This is a genomic window from Aureimonas altamirensis (assembly GCF_023702225.1).
Classification (GTDB): Bacteria; Pseudomonadota; Alphaproteobacteria; order Rhizobiales; family Rhizobiaceae; genus Aureimonas; species Aureimonas altamirensis_B.
Window position 1 is genome coordinate 189663 of the sequence record NZ_JAMQCO010000009.1, and the last position, 16961, is coordinate 206623.

The window sequence follows — 16961 nt, forward strand, 5'->3', positions numbered from 1 at the left end:
GCGGACGGGAAGGGGTTCGAATTCTTTATCGCGTCGGAAGCCAGAAACCGGCCTCCGCCGCGCGGGCGCGGCATTCGGCGACTTCCGATGCGCTCCGCAGGATGAGCGCGTCGTCGGCTGCCTGGGAGATATAGTCATCCGTGACGCGGCGTTGCAGCACGATGAGCGTATAGTCGCCGCCGGTAACGGCCCCTACGGGCGAGCGGACACATGCGCCATGCGCGCCGGCCGGCCCGGATACGAAGCGCGCCGCCCGGTCCACCGTGGCGCCGCGATACAGCGTGCGTGCCGTCTGGACGACGTAGTCGGCCTCGACCCGGGTCAGCGCGTCGCCGCTCGGTTTCGCGCCGGCAGGCATCGCGGCCGGTGCCGTCTCAGCTGCCGCACAGCCCCACAGGAGCACGGTGCAGGCCAGCCCGAGCAACCCAAGCTGCATAGGCTTATGCATTGGCGCAGGTGCGGTCGCCACCCTGCCAGCGGGCGACGTCGGCGGCGATCCGGGGACCGCTCGGTCCATTCAGCAACGGGCCGAAGGTCTGGATCCGCGCCGGCTTGCCCTGGCCCTCGACGACGAGAAGAGGCAGCCCGCCGGGGTTGGATCGCGGGACGACGAGGATGCGCGGCCTGCCCGAATGGGAGTCCAGCTCCGGCGCCATGCTGTAGCCGGAAAAGGCCGTATCGCGTCCACGGAACCAGCAGTCGCGGGCCGCCAGTGCGACACGCTCCATGACCTTCAGGGCCGGCTCGCCGCCCGTATCGATCGATGCCTCGCGTGGCTTGCCGCTGCATGCGGCGAGGACGCCTGCCAGAACCGCAAGGGCGCCAAGGCGCAGAAGCGGCGTCACGCGGCGAGGCCCCTGCCGGACATGCCGAGCACGCTTTCGAAGATGCCGCGCCCGTCGGTGCCCCCGTGTTCCGCCTCGATGAGGTTTTCCGGATGAGGCATCAGGCCCAGGACATTGCCGCCGTCATTGACGATGCCGGCGATGTCGTTGATCGCCCCGTTGGGATTGGTCCCTTCGGCATAGCGGAAGACGACCTGGCCCTCGCCCTCGATCCGGGCGAGCGTATCGGCATCGGCGAAGTAATTGCCGTCATGGTGGGCGACGGGGCACCGGATCACCTGTCCGGCGCTGTAGGCCGTGGTGAAGCGCGTATCGGCGTTCGCCACTTCAAGCTTCACTTCCCGGCAGACGAAGTTGAGGCTGCGGTTGCGCATCAGCGCACCCGGCAGAAGCCCGGCCTCGCACAGGATCTGGAACCCGTTGCATACGCCGAGAACCGGCACGCCGGCCCTGGCCTTGTCGGCCACGGCGCGCATGACGGGCGAGCGCGCCGCGATGGCCCCGCAGCGCAGATAATCGCCGAAGGAGAAGCCGCCGGGTATGACGATCAGGTCGACGGGCGGAATGTCCGTTTCGGTCTGCCAGACGGTCGACGGCTCCTGCCCGCTGATCGTGCGGAGGGCGGCGATCATGTCGCGGTCCCGGTTGAGGCCTGGCAACAGGACGACGGCGGATTTCATAAGGTTCAGCTCCGGGCCGTGGATGGGGCGGGGCGGGCCCGCCGCGACGTCAACGGATTTCGACGGCGTAATTCTCGATGACGGTGTTGGCGAGCAGCTTCTCGCACATGGCCTTGACCTTCGCCTCGGCGGCAGAAGCGTCTTCGCCCTCGATCTCGACATCGAAGACCTTGCCCTGCCGCACGCTGCCGACGCCGCCGAAGCCGAGGGTGCCGAGCGCACCCTCGATGGCCTTGCCCTGCGGGTCGAGAACGCCGTTCTTCAACGTAACGACAATACGCGCCTTGATCACTGTTTCAGCCTGCCTTGCGAATATACGAGTTTGAGAGCCGGCGCCGGTCGGGACGCAGGACTTTGCGTCACTTTACCAACACCGGCCCGGAAGGGCGGGGCGGGTCGTTTTCGTTCATGATGCCGAGGCGTCGCGCGACCTCCTGGTAGGCCTCGACGAGTCCGCCCATGTCGCGGCGGAACCTGTCCTTGTCCAGCTTGTCCTGGGTCTGCACGTCCCAGAGACGGCAGGAATCGGGCGAGATCTCATCGGCGACGATGATCCGCATCATGTCGCCCTCGAACAGGCGGCCCGTCTCGATCTTGAAGTCCACGAGCTGGATGCCGACGCCGAGGAACAGGCCGGACAGGAAGTCGTTGACGCGGATGGCCAGGGCCATGATGTCGTCGATTTCCTGCGGGCTGGCCCAGCCGAACGCGGTGATGTGCTCTTCCGAGACCATCGGGTCGTCCAGCGAGTCGGCCTTGTAGTAGAACTCGATGATCGAGCGCGGCAGCACGGTGCCTTCCTCGATCCCGAGGCGCTTGGCCAGCGAGCCGGCGGCGACGTTGCGCACCACGACCTCGAGCGGGATGATCTCCACTTCCTTGATCAGCTGCTCGCGCATGTTGAGGCGGCGGATGAAGTGCGTGGGGATGCCGATCCGGTTGAGGTGGCTGAAAATATATTCCGAAATACGGTTGTTGAGGACGCCCTTGCCGTCCACCACTTCGTGCTTCTTCTTGTTGAAGGCGGTGGCGTCGTCCTTGAAGAACTGCACCAGCGTGCCGGGTTCCGGGCCTTCGTAGAGAATCTTGCCCTTGCCTTCGTAGATACGGCGGCGACGTGTCATTGCGTGTGCTCGATCGTGCTGGAGCGCCATGGGTGGGAGGCCCAGGCGGGAAAAAACTCTGCTCTCAGCCGGGTCAATAGACCAAATGGCGGATTTTCACAATCGTTACCCCGAATTTCCTGCCCGTCTTCAAGCCGGCGCGCGCCGGCGCTTCAAATGTGAGGGGCGATGTTCTACACACGGCGCGTTGACGCCCGAAATGGAAGAGGCAGCCCGATGACATTCGACGACCGCAAGCAGGAATTCGAGAACCGTTACGCCCATGATCAGGAGTTGCGGTTCCGGGTCGAGGCGCGGCGCAACAAGCTTCTTGGCCTCTGGGCGGCGGAAAAGCTCGGCCGCAGCGGCGCCGATGCCGACGCCTACGCGATGGACGTCGTCAAGGCCGACCTGCAGAAAGAGGGCGAGGAAGACGTCTTCGCCAAGATCATGGCCGATTTCACGGCTGCGGGCGTCGCCCAGTCCGAGCATCAGGTACGCCGGCGGATGGCCGAATTGCTGGTCGAGGCGGAAGCCCAGGTCAAGAGCGCCTGATGCCCGCGCCCGATCTGCGCGGCCGGCTGGAGGCGCGCGGCTTCCTGATATCCGCCTGGTCCAGCCTGACGCAGCCGGAATTGCTGGAGCGGATGCTGCAGGGCGGCTTCGACCTCGCCACCTTCGACATGCAGCACGGCATGCACGACGAGGCCAGCGTGGGCAAAGGCATAGCCACCGCGTCGCATATGGGCACGGCCTCGCTGGTGCGGGTGCCCGTGGGCGGCTACGCCACCGTGTCGCGCGTTCTGGATTACGGTGCGACGGGCGTCATCCTGCCCATGATCGAGTCGGCCGATGATGCCCGCGCGCTCGTGGCGGTGGCCAAATATCCGCCGCTCGGCCAGCGCTCCTATGGCCCGACGCGCGCGGTGATGCTGCATGGCTACGGCGGCGGAAAGGCCTATTTCGAGGCTGCCAACCGCGACACGCTGGCGTTTGCGATGATCGAGACGCCGGCGGCCTACGCCGCGCTCGACGAAATCCTGGCCGTCGAGGGGTTGGACGGCGTCTTCATCGGCCCGTCGGACCTGTCGATCGCCCTGACCGGCGGTCGCCTCAGCCATGACGGGCCTGAAGTCACTGCCGCGATCCAGACCATCGCCGCCAAGGCGCGCGCCTGCGGCAAGTTCACCGCGCTCTACGTCTTCGATGCGGACGAGACCGCGCGGGCGAAGGAGATGGGCGTCGACCTCGTTACCCTGTCGTCGGACATGGCGATCTTCAATGCGGGCCTTGCCGCCCTGCGCGCCTCGACGGGGCGCTGACGTCGATGTCGCTTCGCCGCGTCAATGATGATGCGGCGGGGCCTTCAGCCGGGCAAGGAACTTGCCGAACGTCAGGAGGCCTTCGGGCCAGGGCCCATGGCCGCTGTCGGCATTCAGATGGCCGCTTTCGCCCGCATCGATGAACAGAGATCCCCAGGCCGCGGCGATATCCTCGGATGCCTCGAAGCTCGAGTAATGGTCGTTGCGGCTGGCCACAACGATGGACGGGAATGGCAGCGGATCGCGCGGGTAGGGGCCGAACGTCATCAGGTGCCGTGGGCGGATCGCCTCGTTGGACACGTCCGGCGGAGCCACGAAGAACGCGCCGGCAACCGGTTTCCTGAACAGGGGGATCGCCTGTACCACGCTGGCGACGCCCAGCGAATGGGCCACGATCACGCAGGGCTTCGTGGTGGCGTTGACGGCGTCGGCCACCGCCTTCGTCCAGTCTTCGCGGACGGGCTTTGTCCATTCCGCCTGCACGACGCGGCTGGCGGTGGAAAGCTTGCGCTCCCATCGGCTTTGCCAGTGCTGGTCGGAGGCCCCGGTATAGCCGGGAACGATAAGGATATCGGCTTCTGATACGCGCATGGCTGCCAGATGTGCGGTCGCGGCATGCTTGTCAAGTTCGGTGCGCCTTTACATCAACGGGCTGATCAGCCGCATGATGTTTTCCCCGAGTTGCGTGGCGAAACCGCGCTTTGCCCAGCTTTCCGCGTCCAGCCGCTCGCTGCTTGCCCGGTAGTCCCGTTCGATGCCGCGCAGCTTGCGGACCATTTCCGCGTCGTAGATCAGCAGCGTCACTTCGGAATTCAGCTCGAAGGAGCGGCGATCCATGTTGGCAGAGCCGATGATGGCGATATCCTCGTCGATCGACAGGTGCTTGGCATGCAGGAACCGCTCCCGGTACAGCATCACCTCCACCCCCGCCGACAGGAGATCGTCGTAGTAGGAGCGCTGCGCATGGTCGATCAGGGCCGAATTGGTCGTGTAGGTCACGAACAGCGAAACCGTCACGCCCTTTGCGACCGCGGTGCGCATGGCCTGCAGAAGTGGCTCGTTGGGGATGAAATAGGGCGTCGCCAGCACCACCCGGTCGCGCGCGTTGTGGATCAGGTCGGTGAACAGCGTGTCCACCTGCGCGCCCGGATAGTCCGGGCCGGTCGGCAGAAGCTGTGCCAGCGCACCGCCTTCCGCGTCCGCGAAATCTGTGACGGGCATCAGATCCGGCGAGCCGATATCCTCCTCCGTTTCGAGGTACCAGTCGCCGATGAAGACGGCCTGCATCTCCAGCACCACAGGGCCGACTACGCGCGCCATGACCTCGCGGTAGAAGGTATTCGGCTCGTATTCGCTGCGATGCATGTTCTGCGATCCCACCCAGCCGACATGCCCGTCGACCACAACGATCTTGCGATGGTTGCGCAGGTCGGCCCGCGTCGCCCGGTTCCAGAAGCGCAGGGGCAGGATGACCCGGAGCGCGACGCCCGAGCCTTCCAGGCGGCGCGCGATTCGCCGCCGGTCGGTGGACGAGCCGACGGCGTCGATCAGGAGGCGGCAGGTGACGCCGCGCCGCGCCGCGCGCTCCAGCGCCGCCAGCACCTTGTCCCCGGCCTCGTCCATCATCAAAATGTAGAACAGCATGTGGACGTGCTTCCTGGCGCCGTCGATGTCGGCGACGATGCGTTCGACGACGCGGTTGTAGTCCGCATCCAGGTCGATCCGGTTGCCGGGCAGGCATGGCTGGCGGCCCAGCCGCTGCACAAGCCGTGCCGCCATGGCGTAGCGCGGGGCAAGCCCTTCCTCATGTCCGGAGCGCTGTTCGAGCGTCAGGTCGCCCAGCGCGCGGCCCAGCACGGCGGGAAGACGCCGGAGCCTGTCCTTGCGCCAGCGCGGATGCTCCGCATGGCCGAGCGCCAGGTAGATCAGCAGCGCCACGATGGGCAGGAAGAAGAAAAGGATCATCCAGGCCTGCGCCGCTGCGGGCGAGCGGCGGAAGGGAATGTAGATCAGCGCTCCGAAGATGATGCCCCAGTTGAGTATCCCCGTCGCGACCGACCAGGTCGTCCAGAAGGCGGCGTCGAGTTGCATTGCGGCGGGCATCCATGTGCTGTGGCTGGACCGCATTTAGAGCAGATCGGCGAAAAGTGGAAACGCCGGGCAAACGCATCGTGCCCGCCCGTCGACGGCAAGTTGAATTTCGCGGGCGCAACGCCAATATCCATGCCGGAATTTCGCCCGATGGGGCGTGCATGGATGTGGCGCGGGCCGGCAGGCCGCTTCGTCGGAAAGGGTGCGAGTTGCGGATAGTCTACGCCAATCTCGGATATGCACGCGATATCGACGGGTCTCTCAAGCACCATCTCGGGCGGGCGCACCACCACATCTATACGCCCCGGCAGGCGCAGCTGCGTGCGCTCCACTTCCTGAAGGACAAGCTGCGGCAGTTGCAACCGGACCTGTCCTGCTTCCTCGAGATCGACCAGGGCTCCGTCACCAACGGCTTCTTCGACCAGTTTCCCGTCCTGTGCGAAGACCATCACCGCACGGTGCGAATCGACGGCAAATACAGCGCCGGCAAGCGGTTTCGCCGCCTGTCGGTTTCGCGCGGCAAGTCCAGCGCCTTCCTGGCTACGGGCGATCTGCCCTTTACGGCGCGGTATCTGGACGACGGCAAGAAGCGGCTGGTCTACGATATCGACCTGCCGGGCGTCCGGGTGCTGCTGGCGCACTGCTCGCTTTTGCGGCGGGTGCGGCATCGCCAGCTCGAACAACTGGCCGCATGGGCTCGGGAGCGCGATACGCCCACCATCATCACCGGCGATTTCAACATGTTCGGCGGTCCGCAGGAATTGGCGCCGCTCCTGGCCGACGGGCGCTTCGCCTATCTGAACGGCCAGATGGCGCCGACATTCAGGCTCGGGCCCTGGAAGGCGAGCCTTGATCCCTGCATCGTATCCGGCGACCTGATGGGGCGCTGCCGGATCGAGATCATCGACATGCCGTTCTCGGACCACCAGATGCTGATGATCGACGTGGACACGGCGATGGACGCCCGCCTGCGCAAGGCAGGCTGACGCCTAGATCATTCCGAGGCCGAGCAGCGTCATCGCAAGGATGGTGCTTGTCAGGATGGTGGACTGCAGCGGCATGGCGTCATCTCCGGCGGGCGGCGATACGCCACCCTTCTGCCGGCAAAACGCCGCATTGATTAACCGGTTCCCACCGGCGTCATGACGCCGGCGTCACATCCCCGAAGACACGGCGGAAGATGGTGTCGACATGCTTGGTGTGATAGCCGAGGTCGAACTTCTCACGCAGTTCCTCTTCCGAAAGAGCCTCTCGGACTTCCTTGTCCGCCAGGAGTTCCTGCAGGAAGTCCGCGCCCTGTTCCCAGACCTTCATGGCGTTGCGCTGCACCAGGCGATAGGCATCCTCGCGCGACTTGCCGGCCTGGGTGAGCGCCAGGAGGACGCGCTGCGAATGGACCAGCCCGCGGAACTGGTTGAGGTTGCGGTCCATCCGCTCGGGATAGACGAGCAACTTGTCGATGACGCCCGTCAGGCGCGCCAGCGCGAAGTCCAGCGTGATGGTGGCGTCGGGGCCGATCATCCGCTCCACGGAAGAGTGCGAGATATCGCGCTCGTGCCAGAGGGCGACGTTTTCCATGGCGGGGAAGGCATAGGAGCGCACCATGCGGGCGAGGCCCGTGAGGTTTTCGGTCAGCACCGGGTTGCGCTTGTGCGGCATCGCCGACGAGCCTTTCTGGCCGGGCGAGAAATATTCCTCGGCCTCCAGCACCTCGGTCCGCTGCAGATGGCGGATCTCCACCGCCAGCCGCTCCACCGACGAGGCGATCACCGCCAGCGTCGCGAAATACATCGCATGCCTGTCGCGCGGGATCACCTGCGTCGATACCGGCTCTACGTGCAGGCCCATGGCCTTGGCGACATGTTCCTCGACACGCGGATCGATGTTGGCGAACGTGCCGACCGCGCCCGAGATCGCCGCGGTGGAAATTTCCTCGCGCGCGGCAACGAGCCGGGCGCGCGCGCGCTCGAACTCGACATAGGCCAGCGCCATCTTGACGCCGAAGGTGGTCGGCTCTGCGTGGATGCCGTGGCTGCGGCCGATGGTGACCGTGTCCTTGTGCTCGAAGGCGCGACGCTTGAGAGCGGCCAGCAGCGCATCAAGATCGGCCAGCAACAGGGTGCTGGCGCGCTGCAGTTGCACGTTGAAGCAGGTGTCCAGCACGTCGGACGAGGTCATGCCCTGATGGACGAAACGGGCATCCGGCCCGACGAATTCGGCCAGATGCGTCAGGAAGGCGATCACGTCGTGCTTGGTCTCGCGCTCGATCTCGTCGATGCGGTCGACGTCGAAGGTTGCCGCGCCGCCCTTTTCCCAGATCGTCCTGGCCGCTTCCTTCGGTATCACGCCCAGCTCCGCCAGGGCGTCCGCCGCGTGCGCCTCGATCTCGAACCAGATGCGGAACTTCGTTTCCTGCGACCAGATGGACACCATTTCGGGGCGGGAATAACGGGGGATCATCGGCTATGACTTTCGGCGCTGTGGCTTGAGGAGAAACGCCCCTTTAACAGACGCGCCGCCGCGCCTCAATCACGCTCTACAGCGTACTCCACGCGGGTACCATGTCGCCCGCGTCGGGGCGTGCGGCGTGGACGCCGCGCGCTATGGCGCGCGCCATGACGGCGGCCGACGCCGCGCCGAGGTCTATGCGCGCTACGCGGTCGGGGACGATGTCGCTGCCGCCGGTCGCCACGCCGAAGACGAGATCGCCGTCGAAGTCGGTATGGGCCGGCCATAGCGCGTGGGCAAACCCGTCATGCGCGGCGACGGCCAGCCGCTTGGCAGCCGCCTTGTCCAGCACGGCATCGGTGGCGATGACGGCGATCGTGGTATTGCCGCCGGGCGTCGGGTTCATCTTGGTGGCGGGCGGCCGCGCGTCCTGCGGCGTGCGGGGCGGCAGGCCGAGCCCGCCGAACTCGCCATTCATCTCGAAGGCGGCGGCGCGAAAATGACGTGTGCCGAAAAAGAGCGGCGAGCCGACCGCGTTCACCGCCACCAGCGCCGCCACGGTGATGCCGCCGGGCAGCATGCAGGAGGCCGTCCCGAGGCCGCCCTTGCACGTTGCCGTCGTCGCCCCGAAGCCGGCGCCCACGGTGCCCAGCCGACAGTCGTCACCGGCGGCCAATGCGGCGGCGTAACCGAGGTCCCGGTAGGGGGAATGCAACCCCCAATCCTTGTCGCCGCCGTTGATGAGGTCGAACAGGATGGCGCCCGTCACGATGGGAACGCGCATACCGGCAACCTCGAAGCCGCGGCCCTGCGCCCGCAGGGCGGATTGCAGGCCGGAAGCGGCGTCGAGCCCGAATGCCGATCCGCCCGACAGCGCGATTCCGTCGATGCCGGAAACGAGGTTCTCCGCATCGAGAAGCGGCGTTTCCCGCGTGCCGGGCGCGCCGCCATGAATGGCGACGGAGGCGACCGCGGGCGCGTCGAACAGGATGGCCGTCACGCCGCTGCGCAACCGCGCGTCGTCCGCATGCCCAACCGCGATACCTGCGATGTCGGTCAACGCATTTCGCGGGCCCGTGCGCCAAACCATGATCAGCCCTCCGGCTGCAGGACGAACCGCCCGTCCTGCCACTCCACGATGTCGTATCGCGGCATGCCGGATTCGCCTTGCGTATCGAAGCGCACCGGCCCCGCGGCGGTATCGAACGTCTGTCCGCCCAATGCGGCGCCGGGCGCTTGCGTGGAGAGGGCGGATGCGGCGATCTGGCCGGCCGAGTAGCCGTCTTGGAAATACCCCTCCCGGCGCGGTGCCGCCGTGTCGGAATCGGCGATGGCGAAGCCCTTCGGCGCGATCGCGCGCACGCCATCCGGCAAGGGGGGCTCGCTGGCCTCGTCGATCAGGTTCTCTCCGCCCAGCACCGCAAGGTCGATATTCAACGACGCCGCATCGCGCATGATGATGGCCGTGTCGGCGACGCCGCCCAGAGCCACGATCCGCGTAACGCCGCTTTGCGCTATGCGCCGCGCCAGCGTGAACTGCCTGTCTTCGGCGGGGCGGTAATTGTCCATCAACGCCGGCTCCAGCCCCCGCAGCGCCAATGCGGCGCGCAGTTCGTCGGCAAGGCTGCGGGCGCGCACGGATCCGTCCTCGACGATCCCGAAGGGCAGGCCCGGCCACAGATCGGCGATGGCGGCGGCGAGCGCCTGAGCCTCGCCCTCGGGCCTCGGCGCCAGACGCCAGACGCGCCGTTCCTGCCCCCGGCGGACATCCGTCAGCCGCGTGCTGCGCGCACCCACCACCAGGGTGGGCACGTCCGCGTCGGCCAGGGCGGGCAGGGCGGCCTCGGCGGACGGCGTGCAAAGAAATCCGACGGCCAGCGGGATGTCTGCCGCCAGGAATGCCAGTGCCGTGTCGCGCCCGCCCTGCGGGGTGCATGGCGTATCCCGTTCCACGATGGCAAGGCCGGGCGCACCCGCGCGAACGCCTTCCAGGAATTGCCGTCCAAGTGTCTCGTATGGCCCGCTCAACGGCGCGGCGACCCCCAGTTCGGCCTGCTGTGCCGGCGCGGGCTGGGTCAGGAGCGCCAGGCAGGCTACGCAGCCAGATAGCCACCTCGAATTGCGGATCATCACCCTATGCATGCTCCCGACACTGGATTCCCGCGAACGTATATGCTGAAAGCATGAGGCCGCAAGCGACGGCGACGAATGGCGCTCACCCGAATGGGCAGGTTGTGTAACCGCGCATGATGCTTAACTTCTACTCCGAGGACGTGGATCGTCTCATCGCCGAAAGGCGATACGGCGCATGTGCCGGGGAGATTTGGACATGGATTTGCTGACAGGGCCGTTGATCGACCGCTTCGACTTCCGCAACGCGATGAGCCATTTCGCGGCGGCGGTGCATGTCGTCACGACGGATGGCCGCTTCGGCTTGCGCGGAACGACGGTCACGTCGGTCTGCTCCGTATCCGACGATCCGCCGACGCTTCTGGTCTGCCTCAACCTGTCCAGCGCCGGCAACGACCGCTTCTCCGAAAACGGTGCCTTTGCCGTCAACGTGCTGGAGGCCGGGCAGGAGGCCGTCGCACGCGCATTCGCCGGCGAAGGGAAGCTGCCGGCCGAGGAGCGCTTCGCCCTGGCCGCCTGGGAAACCGCAGCAACCGGTGCGCCGATGCTGAAGGGCGCGCTCGCCAGTTTCGACTGCCGCGTCACGGATTCGCGCATCGTCGCGACCCACCGTGTCATCATCGGCGAGGTCGTGGGGCTGAAGGTCGCGCCCGCGGCGCCTAGCCTTCTTTACAAGGAGCGCCAGTTTCACAGCCTGTAAGGGCAACGGAAGGCGCGCAGCATGGACGTTCTCGAACTGGCCGAAGCCTGGACGGGCGAGGGGCGTACCGCCGCGCTCGCCACCGTTCTCGAAACATGGGGCTCGTCTCCACGGCCCGCCGGCAGCCATCTCCTGATCGCCTCCGACGGTGCGTTCGAAGGCTCGGTCTCGGGCGGCTGCGTCGAGGCGGACGTGATCGCCGAGGCACAGGACGTGATCGCCGACGGACGACCGCGCCTTCTGGAGTTCGGCGTTTCCGACCAGCGCGCCTGGCAGGCCGGCCTGTCGTGCGGGGGGCGCATCCGGATTCTCGTCGAGCGGATCGCCTGATGGATCGCGCCATCCTGGCCGCACTGAACCAGGCGCGACGGACCCGTCGTCCCGTGGCGCTGATCACCGACCTCGAATCGGGCGACAACCGCCTCGTCATGGCCGACGACTTTTCCCGCGACGACCACGCGGACGAGATCGCGCAGGCCATGGCAAGCCGGGCCGCATGCATGAACCTGCCCGAGCGGGGCGTCTTCGTAAAGGTCTATCTGCCGCAGCCGAGGCTGATCATCGTCGGGGCGGTGCATATCGCGCAGTCGCTTGCCGCGATGGCCGCGATGGCGGAACTCGGGATCGAGATCGTGGACCCGCGCGGGGCCTTCGCCTCGGTCGCCCGCTTCGACGGCTTTCCGCTTCATGAGGCGTGGCCACAGGATCATCTGGCCCGTCATCCTATGGACGGCCAGTCGGCCCTGGTGGCGCTGAGCCACAATCCGGATATCGACGATCCGGCCCTTGTTGCCGCCTGTACCTCGCCGGCCTTCTACATCGGCGCGCTCGGCAGCCGCAAATCGCATGCCGCGCGGGTGGAAAGGCTGGCCGCGGCGGGTGTTGATCCATCCGGGATCGCGCGGATCGAAGCGCCGATCGGCCTCGACATCGGGTCGGTGACGCCGCCGGAGATCGCTGTGTCGATCCTGGCGTCCCTCATCGCTGCGCGCGCTCGCACCGTGCGCGACCTTGCTGCCGGTGGGTCCGTTGCCGCCGCATGAGGTGTCGGCGGTCCTGCTGGCGGCGGGGCGTTCCAGCCGTACGGCGCCGCATCACAAACTGCTGGCGCTCTACGATGGCGTTCCGCAGATCGTGCGGATTCTCCGTCGCCTCGCCGCCAGCCGCCTTGTCCGCATCACGACCGTTCTGGGTCATGACGTCGAAAGCCTGGCGCCGTCCATCCAGGGGCTGCCGACGCGCGTCGTGATCAACCCCGATCCCCAGGCGGGCCTTGCGGCTTCGGTGCAGCTCGGTTTCGCCGCCGCCTTGCCGGCCGATGGCGTCATGATGGTGCCGGCCGACATGCCCCTTCTCGAAACTGTGCATTTCGATGCGCTCGTCGCCGCCTTCGCACGCGGAACGGTCGTCGCCGCCACGGATGATGGCGCGATGCGAAATCCCGTCATCCTGCCGGCGTCGATGGCGGCGGCGGTCGGGACGCTGTCCGGGGACGCCGGCGCAAGGCGGCTGATCCGCGATCATGCGTCCGTCCGCCTCGTGGAACTGGGTGCGGCGGCAAGTTGCGACATCGATACGGTGGCGGCGATCCGGTCTACTGGAGGGCGCTTGCCGAACGGCTGAAACTTTGGGAAGATTCTTGCGCTGCACCTGATGGTGCGCGGCTTGGCCGGGACGGTTGGGCGCAGCATCCCTGAAGTGCGGCCCGAAGGTCCGCAGCTTCGCATTTGAGGAGTGTTGCGTCCATGATCAGTCGCGTTGCAGACCCCGCGTTCCGAAAGATGCTTTCCGGCTTTTCCGCCACCACGGCGGAAGTTCTTTATCATATGCCCGACCACCCGGATTTCCTGCAGAGCTTCCTTTGGCAGTTCGAGGACGTCGCACCGCAATTTCCGCGGCTGCACAGGTTTCTCGACCATTGGCGGGCGGAGGTCGAGGCCACCATCCACTCCGTCCACGTCATGCATCAGGGGCTGATCCGCCCGCGCGAGCTTCGCTTCGGCTCCGAGCACCTGCTGCAGTGACGCGAACCGTCAGTCGATATAGCGTTCCGTGCGCATCGACAGGCTCTTGCCGCGCCCCACGATGATATGATCGTGGACGCGGATGCCGAGCGGCGTCGCCATGCCGATGATCTGCCGGGTCATGTCGATATCGGCGAGCGACGGGGTCACGTCGCCGGAAGGGTGGTTGTGGCACAGCACGATGGATACGGCGTCCAGCTCCAGCGCGCGGCGCATGATCTCTCGCGGGGTGACGGGCGTATAATCCACCGTGCCCTCGTGCTGCACCTCGTCGGCGATGAGGCCGTTACGGTTGTCGAGGAACAGGATGCGGAACTGTTCGCGGCCGAGTTGCCCCATCGATGCGCCGAGATAATCGATCACGCTGGCGATGGACGACAGGACATCGCGCCGGGCGACGTCGGCCTTCATCGCGCGGCTGGAAAAGGCCGCGATGATCCGCAGGTCCAGCGCGGTGGCGTGGCCGATGCCGTCCACTTCCATGAGCCTCGAAACGCTGGCGCCCGCGATGTCGGCGATGCTGCCGAAGCGCCGGATAAGCGCCTTGGCCAGCGGCTTCACGTCCCGCCGCGGGATGGAGCGGAACAGGACGAGTTCCAGAAGCTCGTAATCGGGCAGGGCGTCCGCGCCCGCCGCCTCGAAGCGCTCGCGCAGGCGGTCCCGGTGGCCGGCGTAATGCGGCGCATCCGGCGGCGCGGGAGCGGCTACCTCTTCGTGCGGCGTCGGTACGCCGTGCCGCGCCAGCCCGAAACCCGCCGCTTCGCCAAGGCCGCGCCGTCCACGCTTGACCATGAAGGATCGTCTCAGAGATTGATCGGGTCGACGACGATGCCGGGCGTGTCGAGCCCGCCGGGCGAGAAGGTGAATACCTCGCAACCCGTCTCGGTCACGCCGACCGTATGCTCGTACTGCGCCGTCAGCGAGCGATCGCGCGTCACGGCCGTCCATCCGTCCGACAGGACCTTCACATGCGGTCTTCCGAGATTGATCATCGGCTCGATGGTGAAAATCATGCCGGGCTTGAGCTCCGCCCCTTCGCCGCGGCGACCGTAATGCAGGACGTTGGGTGCGTCGTGGAACAGTTTCCCCACGCCATGGCCGCAGAAATCGCGCACGACGGAGCAACGTTCCCCTTCCGCATAGTCCTGGATGGCGGCGCCTATATCGCCCAGATGCGCACCGGGCCTGACCTCGTCGATGGCCAGCAGCAGCGAGCGGTAGGTGATCTCGCAGAGCCGCTCCGCCGCCCGCTTGATCCTGCCCACCGGATACATGCGCGAGGAATCGCCGTAGAAGCCGTCGACGATCAGCGTCACGTCGATATTGACGATGTCGCCTTCCTTCAGCGGCTTCTCATTGGGGATGCCGTGGCACACGACATGGTTGATCGAGGTGCATGTGCTCTTGGTGTAGCCGCGATAGTTCAAGGTTGCGGGCAGCGCCCCGTTGCGCATGGCGAAATCGAAGACGAAATCGTCCAGCACCTGCGTCGGTACACCCGGCGCCACGAGCCCGGCGAGTTCGTCCAGGCATCGGGCGGTGAGCTGGCAGGCTTTCCGCATGCCCGCGAAGGCGGCTTCGTCGTAAAGCCGGATGCTGCCGGTATTGCGTTGCGGATTGGCTTCCGCTTCGAGGTAGGTGGTCATGGGCGCTGCGCTTGCATGGAATTTGGCTGTCCCCCATGTCGCACCTCGGGGCCCGCTCTTCAAGCCCCGCGCACGTAGCGCCCCGGCGCGGGCTCTATGGTCTTGCCGCCGATGCCGGGTTTGCGCGCCCTGACGCGCGGTCCGGCATGCGGCTCGATCCAGGATTGCCAATGCGGCCACCATGAACCGGGGGTCGCCGCGGCGGCCTCGGCCCATGCGTCGAAGCCCGTGCCGGCGCTGGGCGCGGGGCCCGTCCAGTACTGGTACTTGCCCTTGGCCGGCGGGTTGACCACGCCGGCGATGTGGCCCGAGCCGGCCAGCACATAGGTGACGTCGCTGCCGAAGGCCAGCGCACCGGCGTAGACGCTGCGCGCCGGGGCGATATGGTCTTCCCTGGTTGCGAGGCTGTAGACGGGAATCGTCACCGAGGACATGTCGACGACCGTGCCGTCCAGCTCCATCCTTCCCTGGGACAGGCGATTTTCCAGATAGCAGTTGCGCAGGTAGAACAAGTGGTTGGCGCGCGTCATACGCGTGGCGTCGGAATTCCAGTACAGAAGGTCGAAGGGCGGCGGTTCCTTGCCCTTCATGTAGTTGCCGACCACATAGGGCCAGATCAGGTCCTGGGACCGCAGAAGGTTGAAGGCGGTGGCCATATGGCCGCCGTCGAGCGTGCCGGACGCCGCCATGGCCGCATCCAGGGCCGCGATCTGCCGCTCGTCCACGAAGACCTTGAGCTCGCCCGCATCGGTAAAGTCCACCTGGGTCGCCAGCAGCGTCGCCGTCCTGATGCGGTCGTCGCCCCTGGCGTGCAGAAGTGCCAGCGCCGCCGAAAGCAGCGTGCCGCCGACACAGTAGCCCATCGCGTTGACCTCGGCCTGGCGCGTCGCCTTGCGGATCGTGTCGAGCGCGAAGACGATCCCCTCGTCGATGTAGGAAAGCCAGTCCTTTGCGGCGTGGCGCTCGGTCGGATTGACCCAGGAGATCACGAAGACGGTGTGCCCCTGCTCGACCAGCCAGGCGATAAAGCTTTTGCCCGGCGCGAGGTCGAGGATGTAGAACTTGTTGATCCAGGGCGGGCATATGAGCAGCGGCCGCTTGAAGACGGTTTTCGTGGCCGGCGCATACTGGATGATCTGGCAGATGTCGTTTTCCGCCACCACGGCGCCGGGCGTCGCGGCCAGGTTGACGCCAACGGAGAAACCGGCGCCGTCCGTCTGCCGCAGGCGGAGCGTGCCGGCGCCGCGCGCCATGTCCTCGGCGAACATCGTCATGCCGCGCACGAGGTTCTCGCCGTTTTCCGCCACGGTCTGCCGGTAGAGCTCGGGGTTCGTGGGCACGAAGTTGGACGGCGAGATCGCATTCAGGATCTGCCCGACATAGAAGCGCGCCCGCTGGCGGGTGCCGGCATCCAGACCCTCGGCTTCCGTTACCATGTCCTGCGCCCATCGCGCCGTCAGCAGATAGGCCTGCCGCAGGAAGTCGAAGAACAGGTTCTTCTGCCATTCGGGGTCGGAGAAGCGCTTGTCGGGAACGCCGGCCGGCGTCTCCGCCGCTTGCTGCTCTGCCGCGGCCAGCCTTTGCGCCGCCGCGGTCCACAGACCGAGATAGCCCGCCATCAGCCGCGTCTGCGCCTGGAAGGCGCGGGCAGGTTCGGACAACCAGTAATTTGCGACCTCCGATAGCGAGCCCGCCATCTCCGCGTAGATGGCGCCGGTCGGGTCGGCCATCGCGCCGCTCTCGCGCGGGGCAAGCCATGCCGACGCCGCCTTGCCCGCCTGTTCCACGGCGCGCGCCATGTTGAGGGCGAAGGCTTCCGGATCCTTCACGGCATAGGCCGCAAGTCCTTCGTCGAGCGTGTCGGCGGTGTGGCTCATCGGCGTCTCCCTGGCGCTTTGCCCACCACTATAGCGCCGATTCGGGCGGCGGACACGCAGGCGTGCCCGACATCGTCGATGAAATTTGCGCTTTC

The 16961-nt window shown here is 66.6% G+C and carries 21 protein-coding genes; 8 read left to right on the forward strand and 13 right to left on the reverse strand.

The genetic code is table 11. The features are described 5' to 3' along the window. Positions 1–25: 25 nt before the first annotated feature. The 5 genes from NDN16_RS16110 to purC form a co-directional block, all read right to left on the reverse strand. Positions 26–436 (reverse strand): hypothetical protein, encoded by a 411-nt coding sequence (locus NDN16_RS16110; RefSeq protein WP_251114485.1) that lies wholly within the window; start codon positions 434–436, stop codon positions 26–28. A 4-nt stretch (positions 437–440) separates the two neighbouring features. Beyond that, positions 441–845: a hypothetical protein gene (locus NDN16_RS16115; RefSeq protein ID WP_251114486.1), complete on the reverse strand. Its 405-nt coding sequence runs from the start codon at positions 843–845 to the stop codon at positions 441–443. Then, positions 842–1525 carry a phosphoribosylformylglycinamidine synthase subunit PurQ gene (purQ, locus tag NDN16_RS16120; RefSeq protein ID WP_251114487.1) on the reverse strand — a complete coding sequence of 228 codons (684 nt, stop codon included), beginning with the start codon at positions 1523–1525 and terminating at the stop codon, positions 842–844. Before purQ ends, NDN16_RS16115 begins: the two co-directional genes overlap by 4 nt. Positions 1526–1574: 49 nt before the next feature. Further along, entirely contained in the window at positions 1575–1817 is a 243-nt protein-coding gene (gene purS, locus NDN16_RS16125; protein WP_251114488.1) for a phosphoribosylformylglycinamidine synthase subunit PurS, read from the reverse strand. Positions 1818–1884: 67 nt separating this feature from the next. Further along, the gene (gene purC / locus NDN16_RS16130; RefSeq protein ID WP_251114489.1) at positions 1885–2649 is read right to left on the reverse strand and encodes a phosphoribosylaminoimidazolesuccinocarboxamide synthase; all 765 of its coding nucleotides are present in this window, start codon (positions 2647–2649) and stop codon (positions 1885–1887) included. A 216-nt stretch (positions 2650–2865) separates the two neighbouring features. Between purC and NDN16_RS16135 the strand changes: the two genes are divergently transcribed. Together NDN16_RS16135 and NDN16_RS16140 are read left to right on the forward strand one after the other, a co-directional pair. Then, positions 2866–3183, forward strand: coding sequence for a DUF1476 domain-containing protein (locus tag NDN16_RS16135; protein ID WP_251114490.1), 318 nt, complete (start codon positions 2866–2868; stop codon positions 3181–3183). Next, entirely contained in the window at positions 3183–3950 is a 768-nt protein-coding gene (locus tag NDN16_RS16140) for an HpcH/HpaI aldolase family protein (protein ID WP_251114491.1), read from the forward strand. The genes NDN16_RS16135 and NDN16_RS16140 overlap by 1 nt, the downstream gene beginning before the upstream one ends. A gap of 21 nt (positions 3951–3971) precedes the next feature. Here NDN16_RS16140 and NDN16_RS16145 read toward each other — a convergent pair whose 3' ends face one another. Together NDN16_RS16145 and cls are read right to left on the reverse strand one after the other, a co-directional pair. Further along, on the reverse strand, positions 3972–4541 hold the full coding sequence (locus tag NDN16_RS16145; protein ID WP_251114492.1) for an RBBP9/YdeN family alpha/beta hydrolase: 570 nt from the start codon (positions 4539–4541) through the stop codon (positions 3972–3974). A gap of 48 nt (positions 4542–4589) precedes the next feature. Further along, entirely contained in the window at positions 4590–6041 is a 1452-nt protein-coding gene (gene cls / locus NDN16_RS16150) for a cardiolipin synthase (RefSeq protein WP_251114493.1), read from the reverse strand. Positions 6042–6250: 209 nt separating this feature from the next. Between cls and NDN16_RS16155 the strand changes: the two genes are divergently transcribed. Then, positions 6251–7027, forward strand: a complete 777-nt coding sequence (locus NDN16_RS16155; protein WP_251114494.1) for an endonuclease/exonuclease/phosphatase family protein — start codon at positions 6251–6253, stop codon at positions 7025–7027. A 154-nt stretch (positions 7028–7181) separates the two neighbouring features. Here NDN16_RS16155 and purB read toward each other — a convergent pair whose 3' ends face one another. From purB to NDN16_RS16170, 3 genes are all read right to left on the reverse strand, one after another. Beyond that, positions 7182–8501, reverse strand: coding sequence for an adenylosuccinate lyase (gene purB / locus NDN16_RS16160; RefSeq protein WP_251114495.1), 1320 nt, complete (start codon positions 8499–8501; stop codon positions 7182–7184). A 76-nt stretch (positions 8502–8577) separates the two neighbouring features. Further along, the gene (locus tag NDN16_RS16165) at positions 8578–9579 is read right to left on the reverse strand and encodes a P1 family peptidase (protein WP_251114496.1); all 1002 of its coding nucleotides are present in this window, start codon (positions 9577–9579) and stop codon (positions 8578–8580) included. 2 nt (positions 9580–9581) lie between these two features. Further along, on the reverse strand, positions 9582–10619 hold the full coding sequence (locus NDN16_RS16170) for an ABC transporter substrate-binding protein (RefSeq protein WP_251114497.1): 1038 nt from the start codon (positions 10617–10619) through the stop codon (positions 9582–9584). A gap of 199 nt (positions 10620–10818) precedes the next feature. Between NDN16_RS16170 and NDN16_RS16175 the strand changes: the two genes are divergently transcribed. The 5 genes from NDN16_RS16175 to NDN16_RS16195 all read left to right on the forward strand — a co-directional run bounded on the left by NDN16_RS16175 (position 10819) and on the right by NDN16_RS16195 (position 13343). Continuing rightward, positions 10819–11319 carry a flavin reductase gene (locus tag NDN16_RS16175; protein WP_251114498.1) on the forward strand — a complete coding sequence of 167 codons (501 nt, stop codon included), beginning with the start codon at positions 10819–10821 and terminating at the stop codon, positions 11317–11319. 21 nt (positions 11320–11340) lie between these two features. Further along, on the forward strand, positions 11341–11649 hold the full coding sequence (locus tag NDN16_RS16180) for an XdhC family protein (protein ID WP_251114499.1): 309 nt from the start codon (positions 11341–11343) through the stop codon (positions 11647–11649). Then, the gene (locus NDN16_RS16185; protein WP_251114500.1) at positions 11649–12362 is read left to right on the forward strand and encodes an XdhC family protein; all 714 of its coding nucleotides are present in this window, start codon (positions 11649–11651) and stop codon (positions 12360–12362) included. Before NDN16_RS16180 ends, NDN16_RS16185 begins: the two co-directional genes overlap by 1 nt. Then, positions 12349–12942 carry a nucleotidyltransferase family protein gene (locus NDN16_RS16190; protein ID WP_251114501.1) on the forward strand — a complete coding sequence of 198 codons (594 nt, stop codon included), beginning with the start codon at positions 12349–12351 and terminating at the stop codon, positions 12940–12942. Before NDN16_RS16185 ends, NDN16_RS16190 begins: the two co-directional genes overlap by 14 nt. 122 nt (positions 12943–13064) lie before the next feature. Beyond that, positions 13065–13343 (forward strand): usg protein, encoded by a 279-nt coding sequence (locus NDN16_RS16195; protein WP_251114502.1) that lies wholly within the window; start codon positions 13065–13067, stop codon positions 13341–13343. Between the two features lie 9 nt (positions 13344–13352). Here the strand turns inward: NDN16_RS16195 and radC are convergent, their stop codons facing one another. Genes radC through NDN16_RS16210 form a run of 3 tightly spaced genes read right to left on the reverse strand, consistent with a single transcriptional unit; the run spans position 13353 to position 16866 of the window. Continuing rightward, on the reverse strand, positions 13353–14135 hold the full coding sequence (gene radC / locus NDN16_RS16200) for a RadC family protein (RefSeq protein ID WP_251114503.1): 783 nt from the start codon (positions 14133–14135) through the stop codon (positions 13353–13355). A gap of 11 nt (positions 14136–14146) precedes the next feature. Then, the gene (map, locus tag NDN16_RS16205; protein WP_251114504.1) at positions 14147–14989 is read right to left on the reverse strand and encodes a type I methionyl aminopeptidase; all 843 of its coding nucleotides are present in this window, start codon (positions 14987–14989) and stop codon (positions 14147–14149) included. 59 nt (positions 14990–15048) lie between these two features. After that, on the reverse strand, positions 15049–16866 hold the full coding sequence (locus NDN16_RS16210) for a PHA/PHB synthase family protein (RefSeq protein WP_251114505.1): 1818 nt from the start codon (positions 16864–16866) through the stop codon (positions 15049–15051). Between the last annotated feature and the right edge of the window lie 95 nt (positions 16867–16961).